The organism is Desulfuromonas sp., from assembly GCF_002868845.1.
In the GTDB taxonomy this organism is placed as follows: Bacteria; Desulfobacterota; Desulfuromonadia; order Desulfuromonadales; family BM501; genus BM501.
This window is the reverse complement of sequence record NZ_PKUB01000044.1, coordinates 42,044-58,605: the sequence shown is the minus strand read 5'-3', so window position 1 is coordinate 58,605 and position 16,562 is coordinate 42,044. Positions and strand designations below refer to the sequence as shown.

The 16,562-nt window shown below is 57.0% G+C and carries 15 protein-coding genes; 3 read left to right on the top strand and 12 right to left on the bottom strand.

Translation table 11 applies throughout. The annotated features are described in order from the left end of the window. Positions 1-160 precede the first annotated feature (160 nt). The gene (locus C0617_RS13590; protein ID WP_291317580.1) at positions 161-1,525 is read left to right on the top strand and encodes a hypothetical protein; all 1,365 of its coding nucleotides are present in this window, start codon (positions 161-163) and stop codon (positions 1,523-1,525) included. A gap of 252 nt (positions 1,526-1,777) precedes the next feature. Next, the gene (hypF, locus tag C0617_RS13585) at positions 1,778-4,042 is read left to right on the top strand and encodes a carbamoyltransferase HypF (protein ID WP_291317579.1); all 2,265 of its coding nucleotides are present in this window, start codon (positions 1,778-1,780) and stop codon (positions 4,040-4,042) included. Between the two features lie 144 nt (positions 4,043-4,186). Here hypF and C0617_RS13580 read toward each other — a convergent pair whose 3' ends face one another. From C0617_RS13580 to C0617_RS13540, 9 genes are all read right to left on the bottom strand, one after another. Continuing rightward, complete coding sequence (locus C0617_RS13580) at positions 4,187-4,912, bottom strand: hypothetical protein (protein WP_291317578.1); 726 nt, start codon at positions 4,910-4,912, stop codon at positions 4,187-4,189. Then, positions 4,909-5,958 (bottom strand): GSCFA domain-containing protein, encoded by a 1,050-nt coding sequence (locus C0617_RS13575; RefSeq protein WP_291317577.1) that lies wholly within the window; start codon positions 5,956-5,958, stop codon positions 4,909-4,911. Before C0617_RS13575 ends, C0617_RS13580 begins: the two co-directional genes overlap by 4 nt. 272 nt (positions 5,959-6,230) lie before the next feature. Continuing rightward, positions 6,231-6,818 carry a sulfotransferase family 2 domain-containing protein gene (locus C0617_RS13570; RefSeq protein WP_291317576.1) on the bottom strand — a complete coding sequence of 196 codons (588 nt, stop codon included), beginning with the start codon at positions 6,816-6,818 and terminating at the stop codon, positions 6,231-6,233. A gap of 203 nt (positions 6,819-7,021) precedes the next feature. Beyond that, entirely contained in the window at positions 7,022-7,606 is a 585-nt protein-coding gene (locus C0617_RS13565) for a sulfotransferase family 2 domain-containing protein (protein ID WP_291317575.1), read from the bottom strand. Positions 7,607-7,739: 133 nt separating this feature from the next. After that, positions 7,740-8,291 (bottom strand): hypothetical protein, encoded by a 552-nt coding sequence (locus tag C0617_RS13560; protein ID WP_291317574.1) that lies wholly within the window; start codon positions 8,289-8,291, stop codon positions 7,740-7,742. A gap of 149 nt (positions 8,292-8,440) precedes the next feature. Further along, a complete protein-coding gene (locus C0617_RS13555) occupies positions 8,441-9,058 on the bottom strand; it encodes a sulfotransferase family 2 domain-containing protein (RefSeq protein WP_291317573.1) in 618 nt (205 codons plus the stop codon). A gap of 85 nt (positions 9,059-9,143) precedes the next feature. After that, positions 9,144-9,941 carry a sulfotransferase family 2 domain-containing protein gene (locus tag C0617_RS13550; RefSeq protein ID WP_291317572.1) on the bottom strand — a complete coding sequence of 266 codons (798 nt, stop codon included), beginning with the start codon at positions 9,939-9,941 and terminating at the stop codon, positions 9,144-9,146. A gap of 48 nt (positions 9,942-9,989) precedes the next feature. Beyond that, positions 9,990-10,706, bottom strand: coding sequence for a hypothetical protein (locus tag C0617_RS13545; protein ID WP_291317571.1), 717 nt, complete (start codon positions 10,704-10,706; stop codon positions 9,990-9,992). A 590-nt stretch (positions 10,707-11,296) separates the two neighbouring features. After that, positions 11,297-11,785: a histidine phosphatase family protein gene (locus tag C0617_RS13540; RefSeq protein WP_291317570.1), complete on the bottom strand. Its 489-nt coding sequence runs from the start codon at positions 11,783-11,785 to the stop codon at positions 11,297-11,299. A gap of 154 nt (positions 11,786-11,939) precedes the next feature. Here C0617_RS13540 and ppgK point away from each other — a divergent pair, with 154 nt between their 5' ends. Further along, entirely contained in the window at positions 11,940-12,713 is a 774-nt protein-coding gene (gene ppgK, locus C0617_RS13535) for a polyphosphate--glucose phosphotransferase (RefSeq protein ID WP_291317569.1), read from the top strand. A 28-nt stretch (positions 12,714-12,741) separates the two neighbouring features. On the opposite strand, the gene C0617_RS13530 is transcribed toward ppgK, so the two are convergent. The 3 genes from C0617_RS13530 to ppk1 are packed head-to-tail and all read right to left on the bottom strand — an operon-like array spanning position 12,742 to position 16,492. Further along, on the bottom strand, positions 12,742-13,224 hold the full coding sequence (locus C0617_RS13530; protein WP_291317568.1) for a CYTH domain-containing protein: 483 nt from the start codon (positions 13,222-13,224) through the stop codon (positions 12,742-12,744). Then, a complete protein-coding gene (locus C0617_RS13525; protein WP_291317567.1) occupies positions 13,214-14,182 on the bottom strand; it encodes a CHAD domain-containing protein in 969 nt (322 codons plus the stop codon). Before C0617_RS13525 ends, C0617_RS13530 begins: the two co-directional genes overlap by 11 nt. 24 nt (positions 14,183-14,206) lie before the next feature. After that, the gene (gene ppk1 / locus C0617_RS13520) at positions 14,207-16,492 is read right to left on the bottom strand and encodes a polyphosphate kinase 1 (RefSeq protein WP_291317566.1); all 2,286 of its coding nucleotides are present in this window, start codon (positions 16,490-16,492) and stop codon (positions 14,207-14,209) included. Between the last annotated feature and the right edge of the window lie 70 nt (positions 16,493-16,562).

The window sequence follows — 16,562 nt, the reverse complement described above, 5'->3', positions numbered from 1 at the left end:
CCTGCGCGGCTTGCCGGCGGGCGGGGAGGATCCTGCACAACCTCTCATTATTTCCTTGAAAAAATATCCCCCTATGGTAGGCTGGGCCTTGTCTATCTATAGGTTATGGGATTAGTCCCTTTGGTTTCGTAAACTTGAACTTTCAGGAGGTGTTGCCGTGTTGAAGGCGAGACGAACGCGCGGGTTGAACCTTGTCCTGCCCCTGGCCTTTCTGGCCTGCCTGCTCTGCGCTCCGCTGCAGGGCGAGGCGAAGATCGCCGAGGCGAATCTCTCGTCCCTCGGCGTCACCCTGCAGCTCGTGGTGCCCCACGCCGGCGGCACCCTGAGCGTTTCCGGGCCGCAGGGGCTGATGCAGACCGGCTCCTTCGACAAGGGGGAGAGCCCCTCCTTCAGCCTGACCGGGCAGAAGGGCGGCATGGCGGCCGACGGCCAGTACACCTACGAGGTGCGCATCAACCCGGTCCTGAGCGACGCCCAGCGCGAGCAGCTGGCGGCCGGACGCGACAGCGGCGCCAGCCAGGCCCTGATCGCCCGCTGGCAGGAGGCCGGGCTGATCCCCGCCGAGCTCGCCCAGACCGGCTACTTCCAGGTCGTCGGCGGCGCCGTCGTGACCGCAAGCGAGCTCGAGCCGGCCCTCTCCGCCGCCTCGCCCGACTTCGCCCAGGCCACCACGGCGACCATCGCCCCCGTCGGCACGGCTCCCGAGTTCGACCAGCAGATCCTCGACGACCTGATCGTCGACGGCTCCGCCTGCATCGGCCAGGACTGCGTCAACGGCGAATCCTTCGGCTTCGACACCATCCGGCTCAAGGAGAACAACCTGCGCATCAGGTTCCAGGACACCTCCAACAGCGCCTCCTTCCCCACCAGGGACTGGCAGATCACCGCCAACGACAGCAGCAACGGCGGGGCCAACAAGTTCTCCATCGACGACATCGACGGCGGCCGCACCCCCTTTACCGTCGAGGCCGGCGCGCGAACCAACGCTCTCTATGTCGAAGCCGACGGCGATATCGGCTTCGGGACTGCGAACCCCGTCGTCGACCTGCACGTAGTGCAAGGCAACACCCCGACCCTGCGCCTCGAGCAGGACGGCAGCAGCGGCTTCACCCCCCAGACTTGGGACGTGGCGGGGAACGAGGCCAACTTCTTCGTCCGTGATGCAACCAACGGTTCGGAATTGGTCTTCAGAATTCAGCCTGGCGCTCCCCAGGACAGCTTGCACATTGCCAGTACCGGGAAAGTCGGTCTCGGCACGAGCAGCCCTAGCACCTCACTGCACATCAAGGGTTCCAACCCAGTTTTTTCCCTTGAAGAGAACGGCCAGGATAGGTGGGTGTTTCGCACTAAGTACAATCAATTCAGGATCAGCAAAACCGGCACCAGTCGCGAGTTCCAGATCGACGCTGACGGCACGGTGTGGATGGGAGCGAACGGGAATGCTTATTTCAAGCTGACCCCGACCGGCGACCTTTATATCTCAGGCAAAATTTACTCAAACAACAAAGAGGTGATGACTTACTAATAAATTGTCCTTGGCGACGATTGAGGTGGCGACTCTCCTCTCACCGAGAGGGCTCCCTGCGGCTTGGTCCACAGGGGGATGTTATCGAACTGATCTGAAATCGCCGTGCCTTCCGACATGAGGGCGCGGCGATATTTTATGCCCGGGGTGGAAGTCCTGATCGGGGTCCGGAGAAGAGAGGCGATTGCCACAGGCCGAGTGAAAATGCTACAAAGGAGGGGGCCTCAGCTCTAACGCATCAAAGGGGATTCCTTGCCGAGAAAAAGAATCGTCATCGAGGGGGTCGTGCAGGGGGTGGGGTTCCGGCCCTTCGTCTACCGCACCGCCCGGGCCCACGGGCTTGCCGGGTGGGTGCTCAATGACTCCCGGGGGGTCCACATCGAGGCCGAGGGGGAGGCGAGTCCCATTAATGCCTTTCTCGATTCGCTGCATTCCGACCTCCCCCCTCTTGCCGTCGTCACCCGCTTTGATGCCACCGACATCCCTTCCGCCGGGGAGGAGGAGTTCGTCATCCGCCAGAGCAGCGGCGGGGGCGAGCGCGGCGCCCAGATCTCCCCGGACACCCACGTCTGCCCCGACTGCCTGGAAGAACTCTTCGATCCCGCCGACCGGCGCTTTCGCTACCCCTTCATCAACTGCACCAACTGTGGCCCTCGCTACACCATCGTCACCGGCATCCCCTACGACCGGCCCAAGACGACCATGGCCGCCTTCCCCATGTGTCCGGCCTGCCGCGCCGAGTACGAGGACCCTGGTTCCCGGCGTTTCCACGCCCAGCCGGTCGCTTGCCCCGATTGCGGCCCCCGTCTGGCCCTGCACGACGGAAGGGGGAAGGTCGTGGAGACCTGCGATCCCCTCCGGGCGGCGGCCGAACTGTTGCGGGCAGGACAGATCGTCGCGGTCAAGGGGCTCGGGGGCTACCACCTGGCGGCCGACGCCGGCAACGACGGGGCGGTGCGCGAGCTTCGGCGACGAAAGGTGCGGGACGAGAAGCCCTTCGCCCTCATGGCCAAGGACGCTGGAGCGGTCGCCCGTCTCGCCGAGGCCGGCGAGACGGAGTTGCTTCTCCTGACCGGCGTCGAGCGCCCCATCGTCCTGCTGCGGCAGAAGGAGGGGCACCCCCTCTCCGCCGCGATCGCCCCGCGCAACCGCTACTTCGGCGTGATGCTCCCCTACACCCCCCTGCACCACCTCCTGCTGGAGGAGTGCTTCGCCGCCCTGGTCATGACGAGTGGCAACCGCAGCGACGAGCCGATCGCCTTCCGGGACGGCGATGCCGCCGAGAAGCTCTCCGGCATTGCCGACGCCTACCTGACCCACGACCGGGAGATCCATATCCGCACCGACGACTCCATCGCCCGGGTCATGGCGGGCCGCCCCCTCCTGCTGCGGCGGGCGCGGGGCTACGTTCCGCGGGGCGTGACCCTGCCGCGGCCCCAGCGGCGGGTCCTCGCCCTCGGGGCCGAGTTGAAGAACACGGTCTGCCTCTCCCGGGAGGACCGGGCCTTCCTTAGCCAGCATGTCGGCGACTTGCAGAACCCCGAGGTTCATCGCTCCTTTGCAAAGACCGTCGACCACCTCCGTTCAATTCTGGAAATAGAGCCCGAGGTTGTGGCTCACTACCTGCACCCCGACTATCATTCGACCCGCTACGCCGCGGCCCTCGGGGACATGCCCCGGGTGGCGGTCCAACACCACCACGCCCACCTGGCCAGCTGCCTGGCCGAGAACGGGGTCGCCGGCGAGGCCATCGGGGTGATTTTCGACGGTCTCGGCTACGGCGCCGACGGCCACATCTGGGGGGGGGAGTTTCTCGTCGGGGGATTTTCCGGATACCGGCGGGCAGGTCATTTCGCCTACGTTCCCATGCCCGGCGGCGACGCCGCCACCCGTGAGCCGCTCCGCATGGCGATCAGCTACCTGATCCATGCCTTCGGGGAGGACCTCCCAGATCTGCCCCTGCTCGAGAGGGTTCCGGAGAGGGACCTGGCGCTCTACCGGCAGATGATCGCCAGGGGGGTCAACTCGCCGCTGACATCCAGCTGCGGCCGGCTTTTCGACGCCGTCGCCGCTCTGGTCGGGCTGCGCGACAAGGTCAGCTACGAGGGGCAGGCCGCACTCGAACTGGAGATGGCGATCGAGGGGGAGGGGGAGAGAGCGTCGTATCCCTTCGAGATCGAAGTGAAGGGAGAGTCGCTGATCTTGGACCCGGGCTCGCTTGTCCGGGCCGTGGTCGCCGACGTTCGGGACGGTGTAGGGGTCGGGACGATGAGCGCCAGGTTTCACAACACCCTTGCATTGATGGTCCGGGAGGTCTGCCTGCGGATTCGGGAGGGGACGGGCCTCGACTGTGTCGCACTCTCCGGGGGGGTGTTCCAGAACTGCGTCCTGACGGAAAAGGTCGTGCCCCTTTTGGAGAATGAGGGGTTCAGGGTCTTCACTCATTCCCTTGTCCCGCCCAACGACGGCGGGTTGGCCCTCGGACAGGCTGCTGTGGCGGGGGAGTGCGTCGACTAGGGCTGGGGGGTGTCGTTAAGGCGAAATAGAGAGGGTCTTACCCGGGCTTTTTGGCGAACCTCCCCGAGGCTTAATTGAAAGATGCTGAGATATTGAAATCTATGCGCTGAGTGGTAAGGCAAGACCCCCGCCACCCGCGGGTGATTATAATTCAGATTTAAGCCTACCCAGAAACGATTCCAGCCATATTTTTCCGAACTCGTCGTTCATATGCCTATTGTCACTCTCCGGGTGAAGCTCACCATCTTTTTCATCACCAACATCTAAACGTTTAGAGCCTTTCGAGTAAATAGAATGTGTGTTTCTCCCTTTTCCAACAATTGTTTGCTGAGGCTGCTCTAGCAACTCCGCTCCAAGTGGAAAAAACAGACTCTCATTAACCAGAGAGATGCCAAGGCTGTACTGCTCCGTTAATACCTTATCAAATTCAATACCATCTCTATCTTTGTTGACTCGCAACGGATCGTGACCTATAAATGTTTTCGTATCAACAACATCGCGAATCATGGTTAATATTTTAAACGACAATGAACTCGTATGATTGTCTTCAATAGACTTTATAAGGACAGCTTCGGAATAAAAGACCTTACTTAAGAAGTATGGCCTAGTACTTAAACCATAAACAAGAAAAACATCATACAAACTCAAGTCGACATATGGTTTGCCGCCTGATGTAAACTTTAAATTTTCTTTTAAATACTCGTTTTGGGGAATCAGCTTAGTCCCCTCAATCTTTAACCCCTCCAGCCTTTGTGCTCTGCTAGCAAAAAAAGTAAGATCAAAGATATTTTTGAAATTCGAATCAAAAAACGTATCCCAAGCTCTTTTTAAAGCTCCGGTGTGACTATTTCCTATAATACACACTTTCATTTACAAAAAGCCTCCAACAACTCTTCCTCACAAACCTCATCCGACTTTTTGACTATGGGAGGCGTCTGTTTTGTCTTCTTGTGAAGGTCACCAAACTTATCAACAAGGCATTTAAAGAAGTTATCCATAACAAAACTCACACCATACGGATTCACGCTTCGTTGATTTGGCTCAAAGAAGGCCCCCTTGAACACAGGACTATTGATGATCTCGTATGCAGGGAAGTAATCTACATAGCCTCGGTTAGCTACTAACTGGCTGGTTACCGCTCTTAAGATCGATTTTGAGGCCATCGTCGCAACAAGTACGTGCTGATTCGAATTAGTAGCCATCAAAGGAACAGGAGACACTGTCAGGATAAATTTTAGATCAGAATTCACCTCTCTCATCATCTCCATGGACTTGCCTAAGGCAGAGATGACCTGATTAAATTGCTGATTTACGAATTTATGCCTTATGTCATCAAACTTACCTGCCGCAGTGCCAGGACACATAGGGTATTCGTAACCCAGGTCCGAGTTCACCCAACTCTCAGTTAGTCCTAATGTGAAAACGAAATAGTGTGATTTTTTAATAGCCTCCCTGAACGAGGAAATTGTTTGATCAAGAGAGCTACCTACCTCTTCTTGGGAAGCAAATCCATTAGGTTCAATTCTTGGCCTAAATGGGTCAAAAAACCTCCCCTCTTTTTCCCAGATTTCATCAGGTACATCTTTTATGCCTAAGGCCCACTCTGTCCATTGCTTTAAAAGGGTAGTGGTGTAGATGTTTCCTGTTCTTGCAGAAAAGATGTTGTAGTTGAATGCTTTACAATTCGTTTCGCTCAAACCATATGGTGGGTTTTCAGTGCTTAGCCACTTGAAGCCTCTTTGTTTCATAGCGTTACCAATATGCTGAGCAAAACAAGAGCCAAAAGTCACGATGTGTTGATTCTGCTTGATGTGAAATTTAGGGTCCCAAAGTTCAGATATGTCAAACATGCTTTTATTTGCAACAGAAGATTTCCAAATAAATCTTTCTGGTAAATTATCGTAAGGATTTTTCATATTTCATACCTATTTTTTCTAGTTTATCTTTTAGCGATTGTTTGCCTAGTAAAAAAAGAATTGAATTTACAGCAGAATTGCCTATGCAATACAAACTACCCATGACATATTGAAGTTGCAAATGAAAATGGAGAGAGGTGGGAATCGAAACCAGAACCCCTAGGTGTTCGGGGGGTATAATATCAGTTTTAATGTTTTTCAATGCACACAAGATTCAAGTTGCAAGTGAATAAACTTTGTCTCTGAACTGCTCCGAATGTGCCCCACATTGGTTATTGCCTTTCGAAGCTATAATCCAGACGCCTAAGGTCTTCAGAGTAGAAGTCCTCAGCCATGCTGCGTGTTTTATCGTCGTAGTAGGTTGAATAATGCAAGTGCTCTGAAAAATGGCGTTTGGGAAGCGGCTTGTAGGGGTAGGAGACCGCTTTGCAAATATGCCGAAAATCTTCATCCAGGTTTTCGTAGCGCCCAACGAAGTCTGCCAGATGAAGACAATTGAACGGATGTGTTAGAGGGATGGTGTGATGTCTAATTCTTTCTTTCACTGTTTTTCTTCTTTCGTCATAAATAATCGATTCATCCATAACAATTTCAAGAAATTGTTTCAAGTTGTACTTGGGGTAGTCGGTGGCGTCTAGCTGACTTGTTCCACTTACAAACATGAACCATGCGCTGATGAGACGCTCAAACGGGTTTCGGACGAAAGCGAATTTGAAAAGCCCTTCCCATTCTTTTGGAATTCTACCGAACTCAGGGCCTGAATAATTGTTTTTAAAAAACCCGCTTCGAATGGAGGTTCCCGCTGTTTTGGGAATATGTATAAAGACGCTATTAATGTCTTTCAGTAAAAAGTTAGACATCTTTCAATTGAACTTTTTTGGGGCGTGGTCAGTCTTTAATGTGGTGAGTTGCCAGAGGGGACAACGGAATCCCCTGGCGATGTCCCTCCCTACACCAGAAGGCACCGAAGGGGGAACCGTTAACCGACTAACTCAATTGGGCTCGTAAGCTTCCCATGACGGGAGCACGATCCTTTTATTATCTGTTGACTATGAGTTCCCGGCTACCAAGAGTAGCCAAAAGTTTCTAGGTCCTCTGCATATACGGCCTCAATCTTCGCCCTCAACTCAGGGTCGATGACTTCTCGGTAATTTCTAGGGGTGGTTTTTCTTTTGTGATGGACGGGGCCAGTTTCAAACCCCAACAAAGATTCTATGTCTCTAAAGGCTTTTTCATATGACTCAAACCTACCGATATGCTTTGCCTTGGAGACGGAATGAACTGGGTGGGTCATGGGTGCGAAGTGTAGGCGGAGTTTGGATATGTAGTTATTCTCGTTAAGGGGAATGCTCCGATCAGCGATTGCTTCTAGAATATCGTTAACGGTGAGATTGGCCCTAAATGTTTCCTCTTTTGGTGTCCTAACATCGTAGGTCTTAAACATATGCCAGGCTGAGAGGAACCTGTCGAAGGGGTTTCTTACTATCGCAAAACTGGGTAGACTTTCCCACTCTCTTGGGAAATCACCAAAGCTTCTTCCTATTACGTTTTTCTGCCCTCCAAGAAGGCCTCTGAAAATTGAGGTAGACCCTGTTTTCATTATGCGACAGAAAACGCACCGTGGTTTGTTTATTAATAGTGCCGGCAAGATCAACTCCAGTTGTTAGGTAAAAGCCTTTACTGTGTTCAGCAAGTCAATGTCTATTCAAATTAAAATCAAAAATTCAATGTGAATTTATAAAAAAGAGGCTTGAAAGTTACGGAGCATCAGATGGTCACCCTCAAACAACACCATAGTTGTCAGGCATTTCTGTGGCGTTAAGCGGAAAGTACCGGTGCGGCACCTTTGACATCGACTTGAATTTGGTGATGGCGTTGTCGTAATTGTGGATGCGACTAATAATTTCTTTCCATATTTTTCCGAACACCGGATCATTCTTGGTCGCTCTCATAGTGCGCTTTGACAGGTTGAGGAAGACGTCCTGCCGGTTGATTGCAAAGGTGGCGACACCATCGTATTGCATGACGAGCCGATCGTTGGTCTTTTCCAGGTTTTCTTCGTCAATGCCAGAAGATACGAAAAAAGCGGTATCGGCCATGCGGAGCATGTTTACAAACATTGAAATCAAAAGCGCATTTCGTTTTTGTTCCCCAGAGCCATAATCTGCATATGTGTCGCAGACGGACACCAGCCAGCGGATGGAAAAAGTACTGACGATATCTTCAAGATTGTTTTCGATGAGCTTTCGAAAGGCGGGCCAATTCTGGTCGACGGCTACTGAATTGCGAAGTGCCGATATCAGGGGGGTTGCCGAATTCAATATATCTTCCATGATCTGCCTCCAAATTGAATATAAAATTGGCTTGATAAATAGGACTGCGGTTTCCGGCGTGTTGAACAATCGCTCCGGAATAGTCATTGTTTTTTTGCAGTGCCATAGCCAAGTAATAACTAATTCATCTCCTATTGCCTGTTGAGGCTTTATTGAAAGGAATATCCGAACAATTCAATCTCTCTTGAAAAGGCCTTGGAGATGATCTCCGCCTGTTCAGTTGACAATATTTCTTTGTAGTGTCTTCTGTCGGTCCTGTACTCCGATTTGGCCTTCACGCCTAGAGAACCCTCGAAAGGGATGTTCAGTCTTCTGAAAATATAGGCAAGTTCTTCGGATAGATTCTCGTATTTGACAATTCGGTCTACAATGACACTTCCAGAGTTGTCCGTGTATTTTGGGTAGTTGAAGCAGAATTGGCCCTTTTCGAAATATTCATCCAGCGACAAGTTGTTTTCTGCCCTGAATCTAAGCATATGGTAGTGGGACAGCGTCTTGTCCCAGGGGTTTCGTTCAACACAGAACTTGAAGTAATTGTTCCATATCTCCCTTGACACCTTTTTTTTGATATCTGCTGCCGGGATATGGTTGAAAAATTCCTTTTCCTCATAATTCCTGGCAACGTGGGGCTCTACATGGGGAAAAATGGGGGTCAGGACATCCTCCAGACCGCAATGGCGGGAGAGAAAAACTTCTATCGACGTTCCCGCCGTCTTTGCCGTTTTTATGAAAATGAATTTGTGCTTGTGAGAGATGATCACCGCCACTTCCCCTTTGTATCGTCTCCGTTGATGAAACCGCCATGCGAGGTGTTTCGGGTTGTTCGGTCCCGGTCTCTCCGCGAACCACTCCTCAGGCGAACATGAGACTCTTCGGGCCGAACAGGTCGATATAGAGGGCGATGTCCTCGGCGTACGCCTCGTTAACGATGGAGTGCAACTCGTCGTTGTAGAGGCACCGGGGCCTCGGAGAGCGTCCCGAATGTTTCATGGCCCGTATGGTTTCGGCCGAAAGGGCGGAGAAATCATCCCCGTCGACCAACTCGTGCTTGTCGAGGCCGTGATTAGTCAATCCCCGCGCGTCATGAATGTGCAGGTCGATTTTTGCCCTGAGCGTTCTGACGGCACGGGGGAATTCCTCGACTGAGAAATAATCGTCGTATTCCTTGTAAACCAGGAAGTCGCCTTGCGGTCTCCAGTGCACGTTCCCCCGTTTGACCTCGGGGTTGCGCATCGCCCTGACGAACGCGTCGAAGGTCACCTCTTCAACCCCGCCCTGTTCCCCTGCCATTCTGGCGAACTTGTGCCCGGCGGGTTCACGGCCCACCACCTTGTCCAGATAAACGCTGGCCAGGCGCGCAAAAGGACATCTCAGTATGACGAACGAATAGTTGGCCGTTATCAGGTGATCGAGGTCAGAGGCGAAGGTCTTGTTGTTTTCGTGGATACACTCGTAGTCCCGAACGTCGTCGATGCACCCGTTTTCAAGCGCCAGTGAGAGCCTCATGGTCGAACAGGCGTTTTTGGGGATGAAGCTGTATATCGCATTGGAGCGATATATCCTGAGGGCCCTCTCCATGGCAAACCGGTGGGGTTGGTTGTCGGCAAGGGGGCCGTAACTTGCGGCGGAAAATCTGAGGCGTCTTTTCATGGGCTGTTGGCAATTCCAAGAGGGCAATTGGACCAAGGAGGGTGCCGTCTAATCGAGGCAGGCCTCCATTTTCCGGTAAAAGTATTCGTTGGACATCAGGTGCCTGAGGTTTTCCGCCTCCAACGCAGGGGCATGCCGGGCCTCCCAATGATCCAGCATCTCCCGGGTGATCTCGGTCCACTCGTCGACCACGACGAGGGGGAGGTGCTCCAGGGCCTCGGACATGCTGTTCCTCCGCACGATGGGGATGGCGCCCATGATCAGGGCCTCCCAGCACTTGGGGTTCGGATCCAGTCCCCCTCCGTGGGGACACAGGACAAAGCGGTACCTCCCCATGGCGGCTATGAAGTTGTTTCGGTCCATGCCCGGTTCATGCCAGTCGAACAACTCTTTCCTGTTGATGAAGGTGTCGTAGGCGTTTTGCCTTTCGTTGTCCTCCTCGGGGCAGGTCCCGCTGTGGTGGTTCACCCGCGGGTACCAGCAGCCGAAGATTTTGGGGATTCGGGAGGCGTGCTTCCATGAATCGGCCAGCGCCGCAAAATCGTCCGTCCAGACCGTGGACGAGTTGGTGCCGGCGAGCCACGACGGCAGGTCGGGAAAAGGAATCCCGAGGGGGATCGGTCTGATCTTCTCGTGGACAAGGTCCAGGTTCTCCGTGAACCAGGCCCTCAGGTGGCGATTGCTTATTATGTCCTTCCACCGGAAGTCGAAAAACTTTTCGAAGCCGAGCGGCATGGGGGTGTCGTGGCACGTCGTTACCAGCACGAAGTCTCTGTTCAACCTGCTCAGGACGTTCTCTTTGAAGAAGTTCAAGGCAGTGATTTCACTTCTCACGTAGATAATTCTCGGTTGCCTTGGTTCGTCAACGAAAATGTTATCCTCGTCCCAGATAATCCAGTCGCAATAAAAGGCGAAGTTCGGCATAACTGTTCGAGGATGCCTAACCCGGGTTTGCAGGCAGTCGTTGCCTTTGGTGTAATTTAGGACGGTTTGGTCAAACATGACGGCGTTGAGAAGGGAGAATCCGGACAGGGGTTAACGGGAAGGAACGATATCAGGCACCAATCTTCTTTGCGTCCGGACCAGGCCTCGCCATCTCTTGGTGGCAATAGCCCCGGTGTGATGTCGGCGGTCTGCTCCCGCCTTGTCGGGGAAGTATATTCCTGTTTCTCGGCGGCGGCTTAAGAAGATTTTTAATACTAGCACTCGACTGAATCCCATTGCAAGGTTCACGTTCCTTGGGGGGGGAATCGAAAGATTTTCCGCAGGCAAGGTCGTACGGGTCATTCCGATGGTGGGCACGGAGTAATTGGGGGAGGCGTTTCCTGGCGCTGGAGGGAGGCCGGGACCCCGGATTACCTCTTTGGATAGTCGAAGAAGGACAGGATCGTTGCACCGGCGGCGAGCTCCTTCCAGGATGTGCCCCGCAACTCGGCGCAGAGAATCCCGCAGGTGGGAATGTTGGCGATGCCAGCACCGGTAAGCAGGTTGCCCAACTCGGTCAGGCCCGGGTTGTGGCCGACCAGCAGGGCCGTGTCCTGAGCGTCGTCGAAGCCGCGGATCACGTCGAGAAGCTCGGCGGCACTCGCTTCGTAGATCCTTTCGTCCAGCGCGATCGTCTCTTCCGGATAGGCGATCTCCTCGGCGAGGAGCAGGGCGGTCCTGCGGGCCCTCTTGGCCGGGCTGGAGACGATGAGGCCGGGGGCGATGCCCCGCTCGGCCAGGCGCCGCCCCATGGTCGGGGCGTCCCTTTTGCCCCGCTTGTTGAGGGGGCGGTCGATGTCGGCCAGATCCGGATCGTCCCAGCTCGACTTGGCGTGCCGCACCAGGAGCAGTCTTTTCATGGTTTTCCTCCCCTTTGCTCGTTCCTCATCCCTTCGTTGAATATCTCCATTTTCGAAAGCGCACTTTCTCGAGGGTCTTTCCGTCGATTGGCCCGGGTTGGTTATACTAAGAGTCTAGGCGATAACGGCGGAAAATCCAAAAGGGAGGCGGACCATGCATGTGCTCGGCATCGACATCGGCGGCAGCGGCATCAAGGGGGCCCTGGTCGATGTGACTCGGGGGGAGCTCGTTTCGGAGCGGGTTCGCATTCCGACACCCGCTCCCTCGACGCCCCGGGCTGTGGCAAAGGCCGTACGCGACCTGGCGGGCCGGTTCTCCTTGCAGGGGCCGATCGGCTGCGGCTTTCCGGCGGTCATCCGTGACGGGATCGCCCTGACCGCCGCCAACATCGATTCGGCCTGGATCGGCAACAACGTTGCGGCGGCCCTGAGCGCGGCCACCGGCTGTCCATGCCGGGTCCTCAATGACGCCGATGCCGCCGGGATCGCCGAGATGCGCTTCGGGGCGGGCCGGGGGGAGGTCGGGGTGGTGATGGTGGTGACCGTCGGGACCGGTCTCGGATCGGCCCTTTTTTCAGGGGGAGTTCTTTTTCCCAACACGGAATTCGGGCATTTCCCCATGAAGGGCGGTGCCGCCGAGAAGTACGCCTCCGCCGGGGTCCGGGAAGAGGAGGAGCTGAGCTGGGAGAAGTGGGGCCGGCGGCTTGGCAGGTTCCTGGGGAAGATGGAGGATCTGCTCTGGCCCGACCTGTTCATCATTGGGGGGGGCGTCAGCCGGAAGCACGACCGGTTCTTTCCCGCCTTCAAGGTCCGGGCGCGGGTGGTTCCCGCCCAGCAGCGCAACCAGGCCGGAATTATCGGTGCGGCCTGCCATGCCGCCGAGGCGCTGGAGGTGAAGGGGGAAAAAAGGGGAAAGGTCGACGATTAACCGTCGCATCCAGAGATGCCCTCGGCGCTCAGGGCTCGCCCTTCGCCTCCCAGTCTGTGAAAGGGTGCCGGGCCAGTGCGGCGTTGAAGTAGCGGGGGTCTTCGGAGACTTCGCGGCCGGCCCATGGCGGCAGGGGGACCTCCTGGGCGGCGCTCTCCAGCTCGACTTCTGCGAGAATCAAGCCCGTGTTTTCGCCGAGAAACTCGTCGACTTCCCAGAGCAGGCCGGCATGGGGCACCCGGTAACGGACCTTCTCGATGAGAGGCCGCAGGCAGAGGTGCTCCAGCAGTTCCTCGGCGTCTTCCAGGGGGATGGGATACTCGAATTCGGTCCGGCTGATCCCCTCGGTTTTCCCCTTGATGGTGAGAAAACCCCTTTTCCCCGTCTGGCGGACCCGCACCGCGCGCGGCGGGTCGACGCTCAGGTAGCCCTGGCGAACCGGGATTCCTTCGGCGCCGGCTCTCCACGCATCTCCCCGAACCAGGAATTTCCTCTCGATCTCAACCCCCATTTTTCTCTCCTGTGGACCGGAAGGTTTGCGTCCAGATGCGCCGGTTCGGCTTTCGGGAAAATTTGTCGAACCTTTCGCCAAACTCTTCCCGCGTGCGACCCTGGTGGCGATGCAGGTCGCCGATGAGCATTCCCATGGCCAGCAGGGTCTTCGCCGGGACGGGCCCCTCATCGGCCATCTGGGCGGCGAACCGGCGCAGGGAATCGGTCTGGACCTGAAGGTCCTGGAAGCTGCCAAGGCTGTCCTGGAGGATCTTCAGGTCGCGGATCGCTTTCCGGATTCGACCGGGGGGGTAAAGGCTCTGGAAGAACTCCACCAGGTAGCGCAGTTTTTTGCAGGCGATGCGCAATTCGTGGAGAGCCGACGCGGGCGAATCGATGTCGATGGCCTTCCCTTTTCGCATCACCCTGCGGAAGGCTATGATGATTCGGGCGTCGGCCGTTTCGCGGACCGGGAGGGCGGCGCCCGGGGGGGACGCGGCCGGGTCGGGGCCGGTCTCCAGGAAGGCCTTCCAGTCCCGGAGCAGGTCCCCGTAGCGGCGGGTGTCAAGGCTGCGGAGCATTTTGCGCCGCTCCCGTTTTTGCTGTCGGAGCAGAAAATGGTGCAGCGGCTCCAGGTCGTCCCGCGCCGTCTCCGGGAGGCTGTCGCGATACGCGCAAAACCGGAGCAGGTAGACGTCCATGTCCCGGGTCGCTCCGGTGACCTGGCCGAGCCAGGCAAAACGTGGGCGAAAGGAGACGAGGACCGGCGCCGGAAGAACGTTTTCGACCTGTCCGAAGGCGCAACGGGTGCGGCGAACCGCAACCCTAAAGTCGTGGAGGGACTCCGGGTCGAGGCCCTCCCGAAGGCCTGCCTCGTTGGCTTCCATGGTTTCGAACAGGCGCCTCAGGATCAGGAGCAGGGCCTGCCCCGCGGGCATTTTCTGTGAAAGGGGGTATCGGCGGGCAGCGTCATCCATGGATAGATAGGGTCTGGGAAAGCCCTAGCGCAGGTTGCGTTGTCCGAAACTCTTGGACCTGCGTTTTTTGAGCCGGGTTACGTCCTTGTTGCGCCTTTGGGCCAGTTCGATGAGAATCTCCTGGGAGCTGCGGTCGTCGGCCTCCGGGCGAGGGGAGCGCTGAGCGTAGTTTCCGTCAGGCCCCATCTCCCATCCGCCGCGCTCGTCGTTCCACTGGGCTTCGAGCATTGTCCACAGGTCGCTGCGCAGCAGGGGGGCCTCCACCGGCACCACCACCTCCACGCGGTGCTCCAGGTTGCGCTTCATGCCGTCGGCCGAGCCGATGAGGTATTCCTCCTCTCCCCCGTTGCGGAAATAGTAGATTCGGGCGTGCTCCAGGAAGCGGCCGAGAATCGAGACGACCCGGATGTTCTCCGAGAGGCCCGGGACCTGCGGACGGATCTGGCAGCTGTCGCGCACGATGAGATCGACCCGGACCCCCGCCTGGGAGGCCCGGTAGAGAGCCCGGCTGATGTCGGCATCCTCCAGGGCGTTCATTTTGAAGCGGATATGGCCGGAACCGTTCTCTTCGTGCCGGTCGATTTCCCGCTGGATCTTCTCCAGGAGGGCATTCTTCAGGTGCTTCGGGGCCGGCAGCAGCTTGCGGTAGGTTCGCTTGGGGGTGTAGCCGGTGGTCAGGTAATTGAACAGTTCGGTGGCGTCCCTGCCGATGTCCTTGTCGTAGATCAGCAGACCGAGGTCGCTGTAAACCCGGGCGGTCTCTGGATGGTAGTTCCCGGTGCCGATATGGACATAGCGGCGCAGGCCGTTGTAGTCCTGGCGCACCACGAGGATGACCTTGGCGTGGGTCTTCAGGCCGACGACCCCGTAGGTGACATGGATGCCCGCCTCCTCGATGCGGGAGGCCAGGCGGATGTTGGCCGCCTCGTCGAAGCGGGCCTTCAGTTCGACGACCACCGCGACCTGTTTGCCGTTCTGGGCGGCCGTGATAAGGGTGTCGACGATGGGGCTTCTGCTGGAGGTGCGGTAGAGGGTCATCTTGATGGCGCGCACCTTGGGATCGTTGGCTGCCTCCTGGAGGAACCGCTCGACGGAGGAGGAGAAGGCCTCGTAGGGATGCTGCAGCAGGACCGATCCCGCCTCCCGGATGATGTGGAAGAGATTGCGCTGGCTCTGCAGGGCCGGGTGGTCGATGGGGTGATGAGGCGGGTCCTTCAGCCTGGGCAGCGCCAGCGCGGCCAGTTCGAGCAGGTCGCGCATGCCCATCATGCCCTCGATGTCGAACACGTCGGCTTCCTCGTTCAGCCCCAGTTCAGCGGCCAGGCGTCCGCGGTGGGTCGGGTCCATCTCCGGCATGATCTCCATCCGCACGATGGGGGCGAATTTGCGCTCCACCAGCGCCGACTCGATGAGGGCGAGCAGGTCGTCGGCGTGCTCCTCGCTTCTGTCGGTGTTGGCGTTGCGGGTGACCCGGAAAAGTTCCCACGCGACGATCTCCATGCCGGGGAAAAGCATGTCCAGATTGTGCCCCATGACCTCCTCGAGGAGGATGAAGCGGTTCTTCTCCCCGATCCGAACGAAGCGCGGCGCCCCGGCGATGATCGGAACCTTGACCCGGGCCAGGGAAAGCTCCCGGTCCTCGGGGTAGCGCAGGGTAATCAGGAGGTTGAGGGAGAGGTTGGAGACGAAGGGGAAGGGGTGGGCGGGGTCGATGGACTGGGGGGTGACGAGGGGAAAGATATTGCGGAAATAATCTTCGCGGATCTCCTCTTCCTCTTCTTTAGTCAGGTCCCGGTAGGGGACGACCTCGATGTGGTGGTTTTGCAGCTCCTTTTGGAGTTCGATCCACAGCCTCTGTTTTTCCTCCTGGTGCCTGCGGATGAAGGCGTAGCATTCGGCGATCTGTTCTGCCGGCGTGCGTCCGTCGACAGTGCGGTCATGCACCCCCGCGCCCAGTTGCTGCTTCAGGCCGCCGATGCGTTTCATGAAGAATTCGTCCAGGTTGGACGCGGCGATGGCTGCGAACTTGACCCTTTCCAGAAGGGGGTTGCGCGGGTCTTTGGCTTCGTGGAGAACGCGGTCGTTGAAGGCCAGCCAGGTCAATTCCCGGTTGAGAAAGATCTCCGCGGAACCCAGGCTCGGCGGGGAGGGTCCCTGAGCGGACGGGGCGACCTTGCGCCTCACGGTTCGAGGAGACGTCTTATCCTCAGTGCGCTCCGTTTCCCCCGTCATCCCGCTTGTGGGGAGAGTCTCCTTTTGGATCTTGGCCTGGCTTCTGGTTTCGACGCTCGGTTCCATCTGGTCTGCCATCCTTCTGGATGTTTCCCCGGTTTGGTCTGCTTCAGCCGACCAGGGAGGATTTTCGGTGGGGGAACGCTGG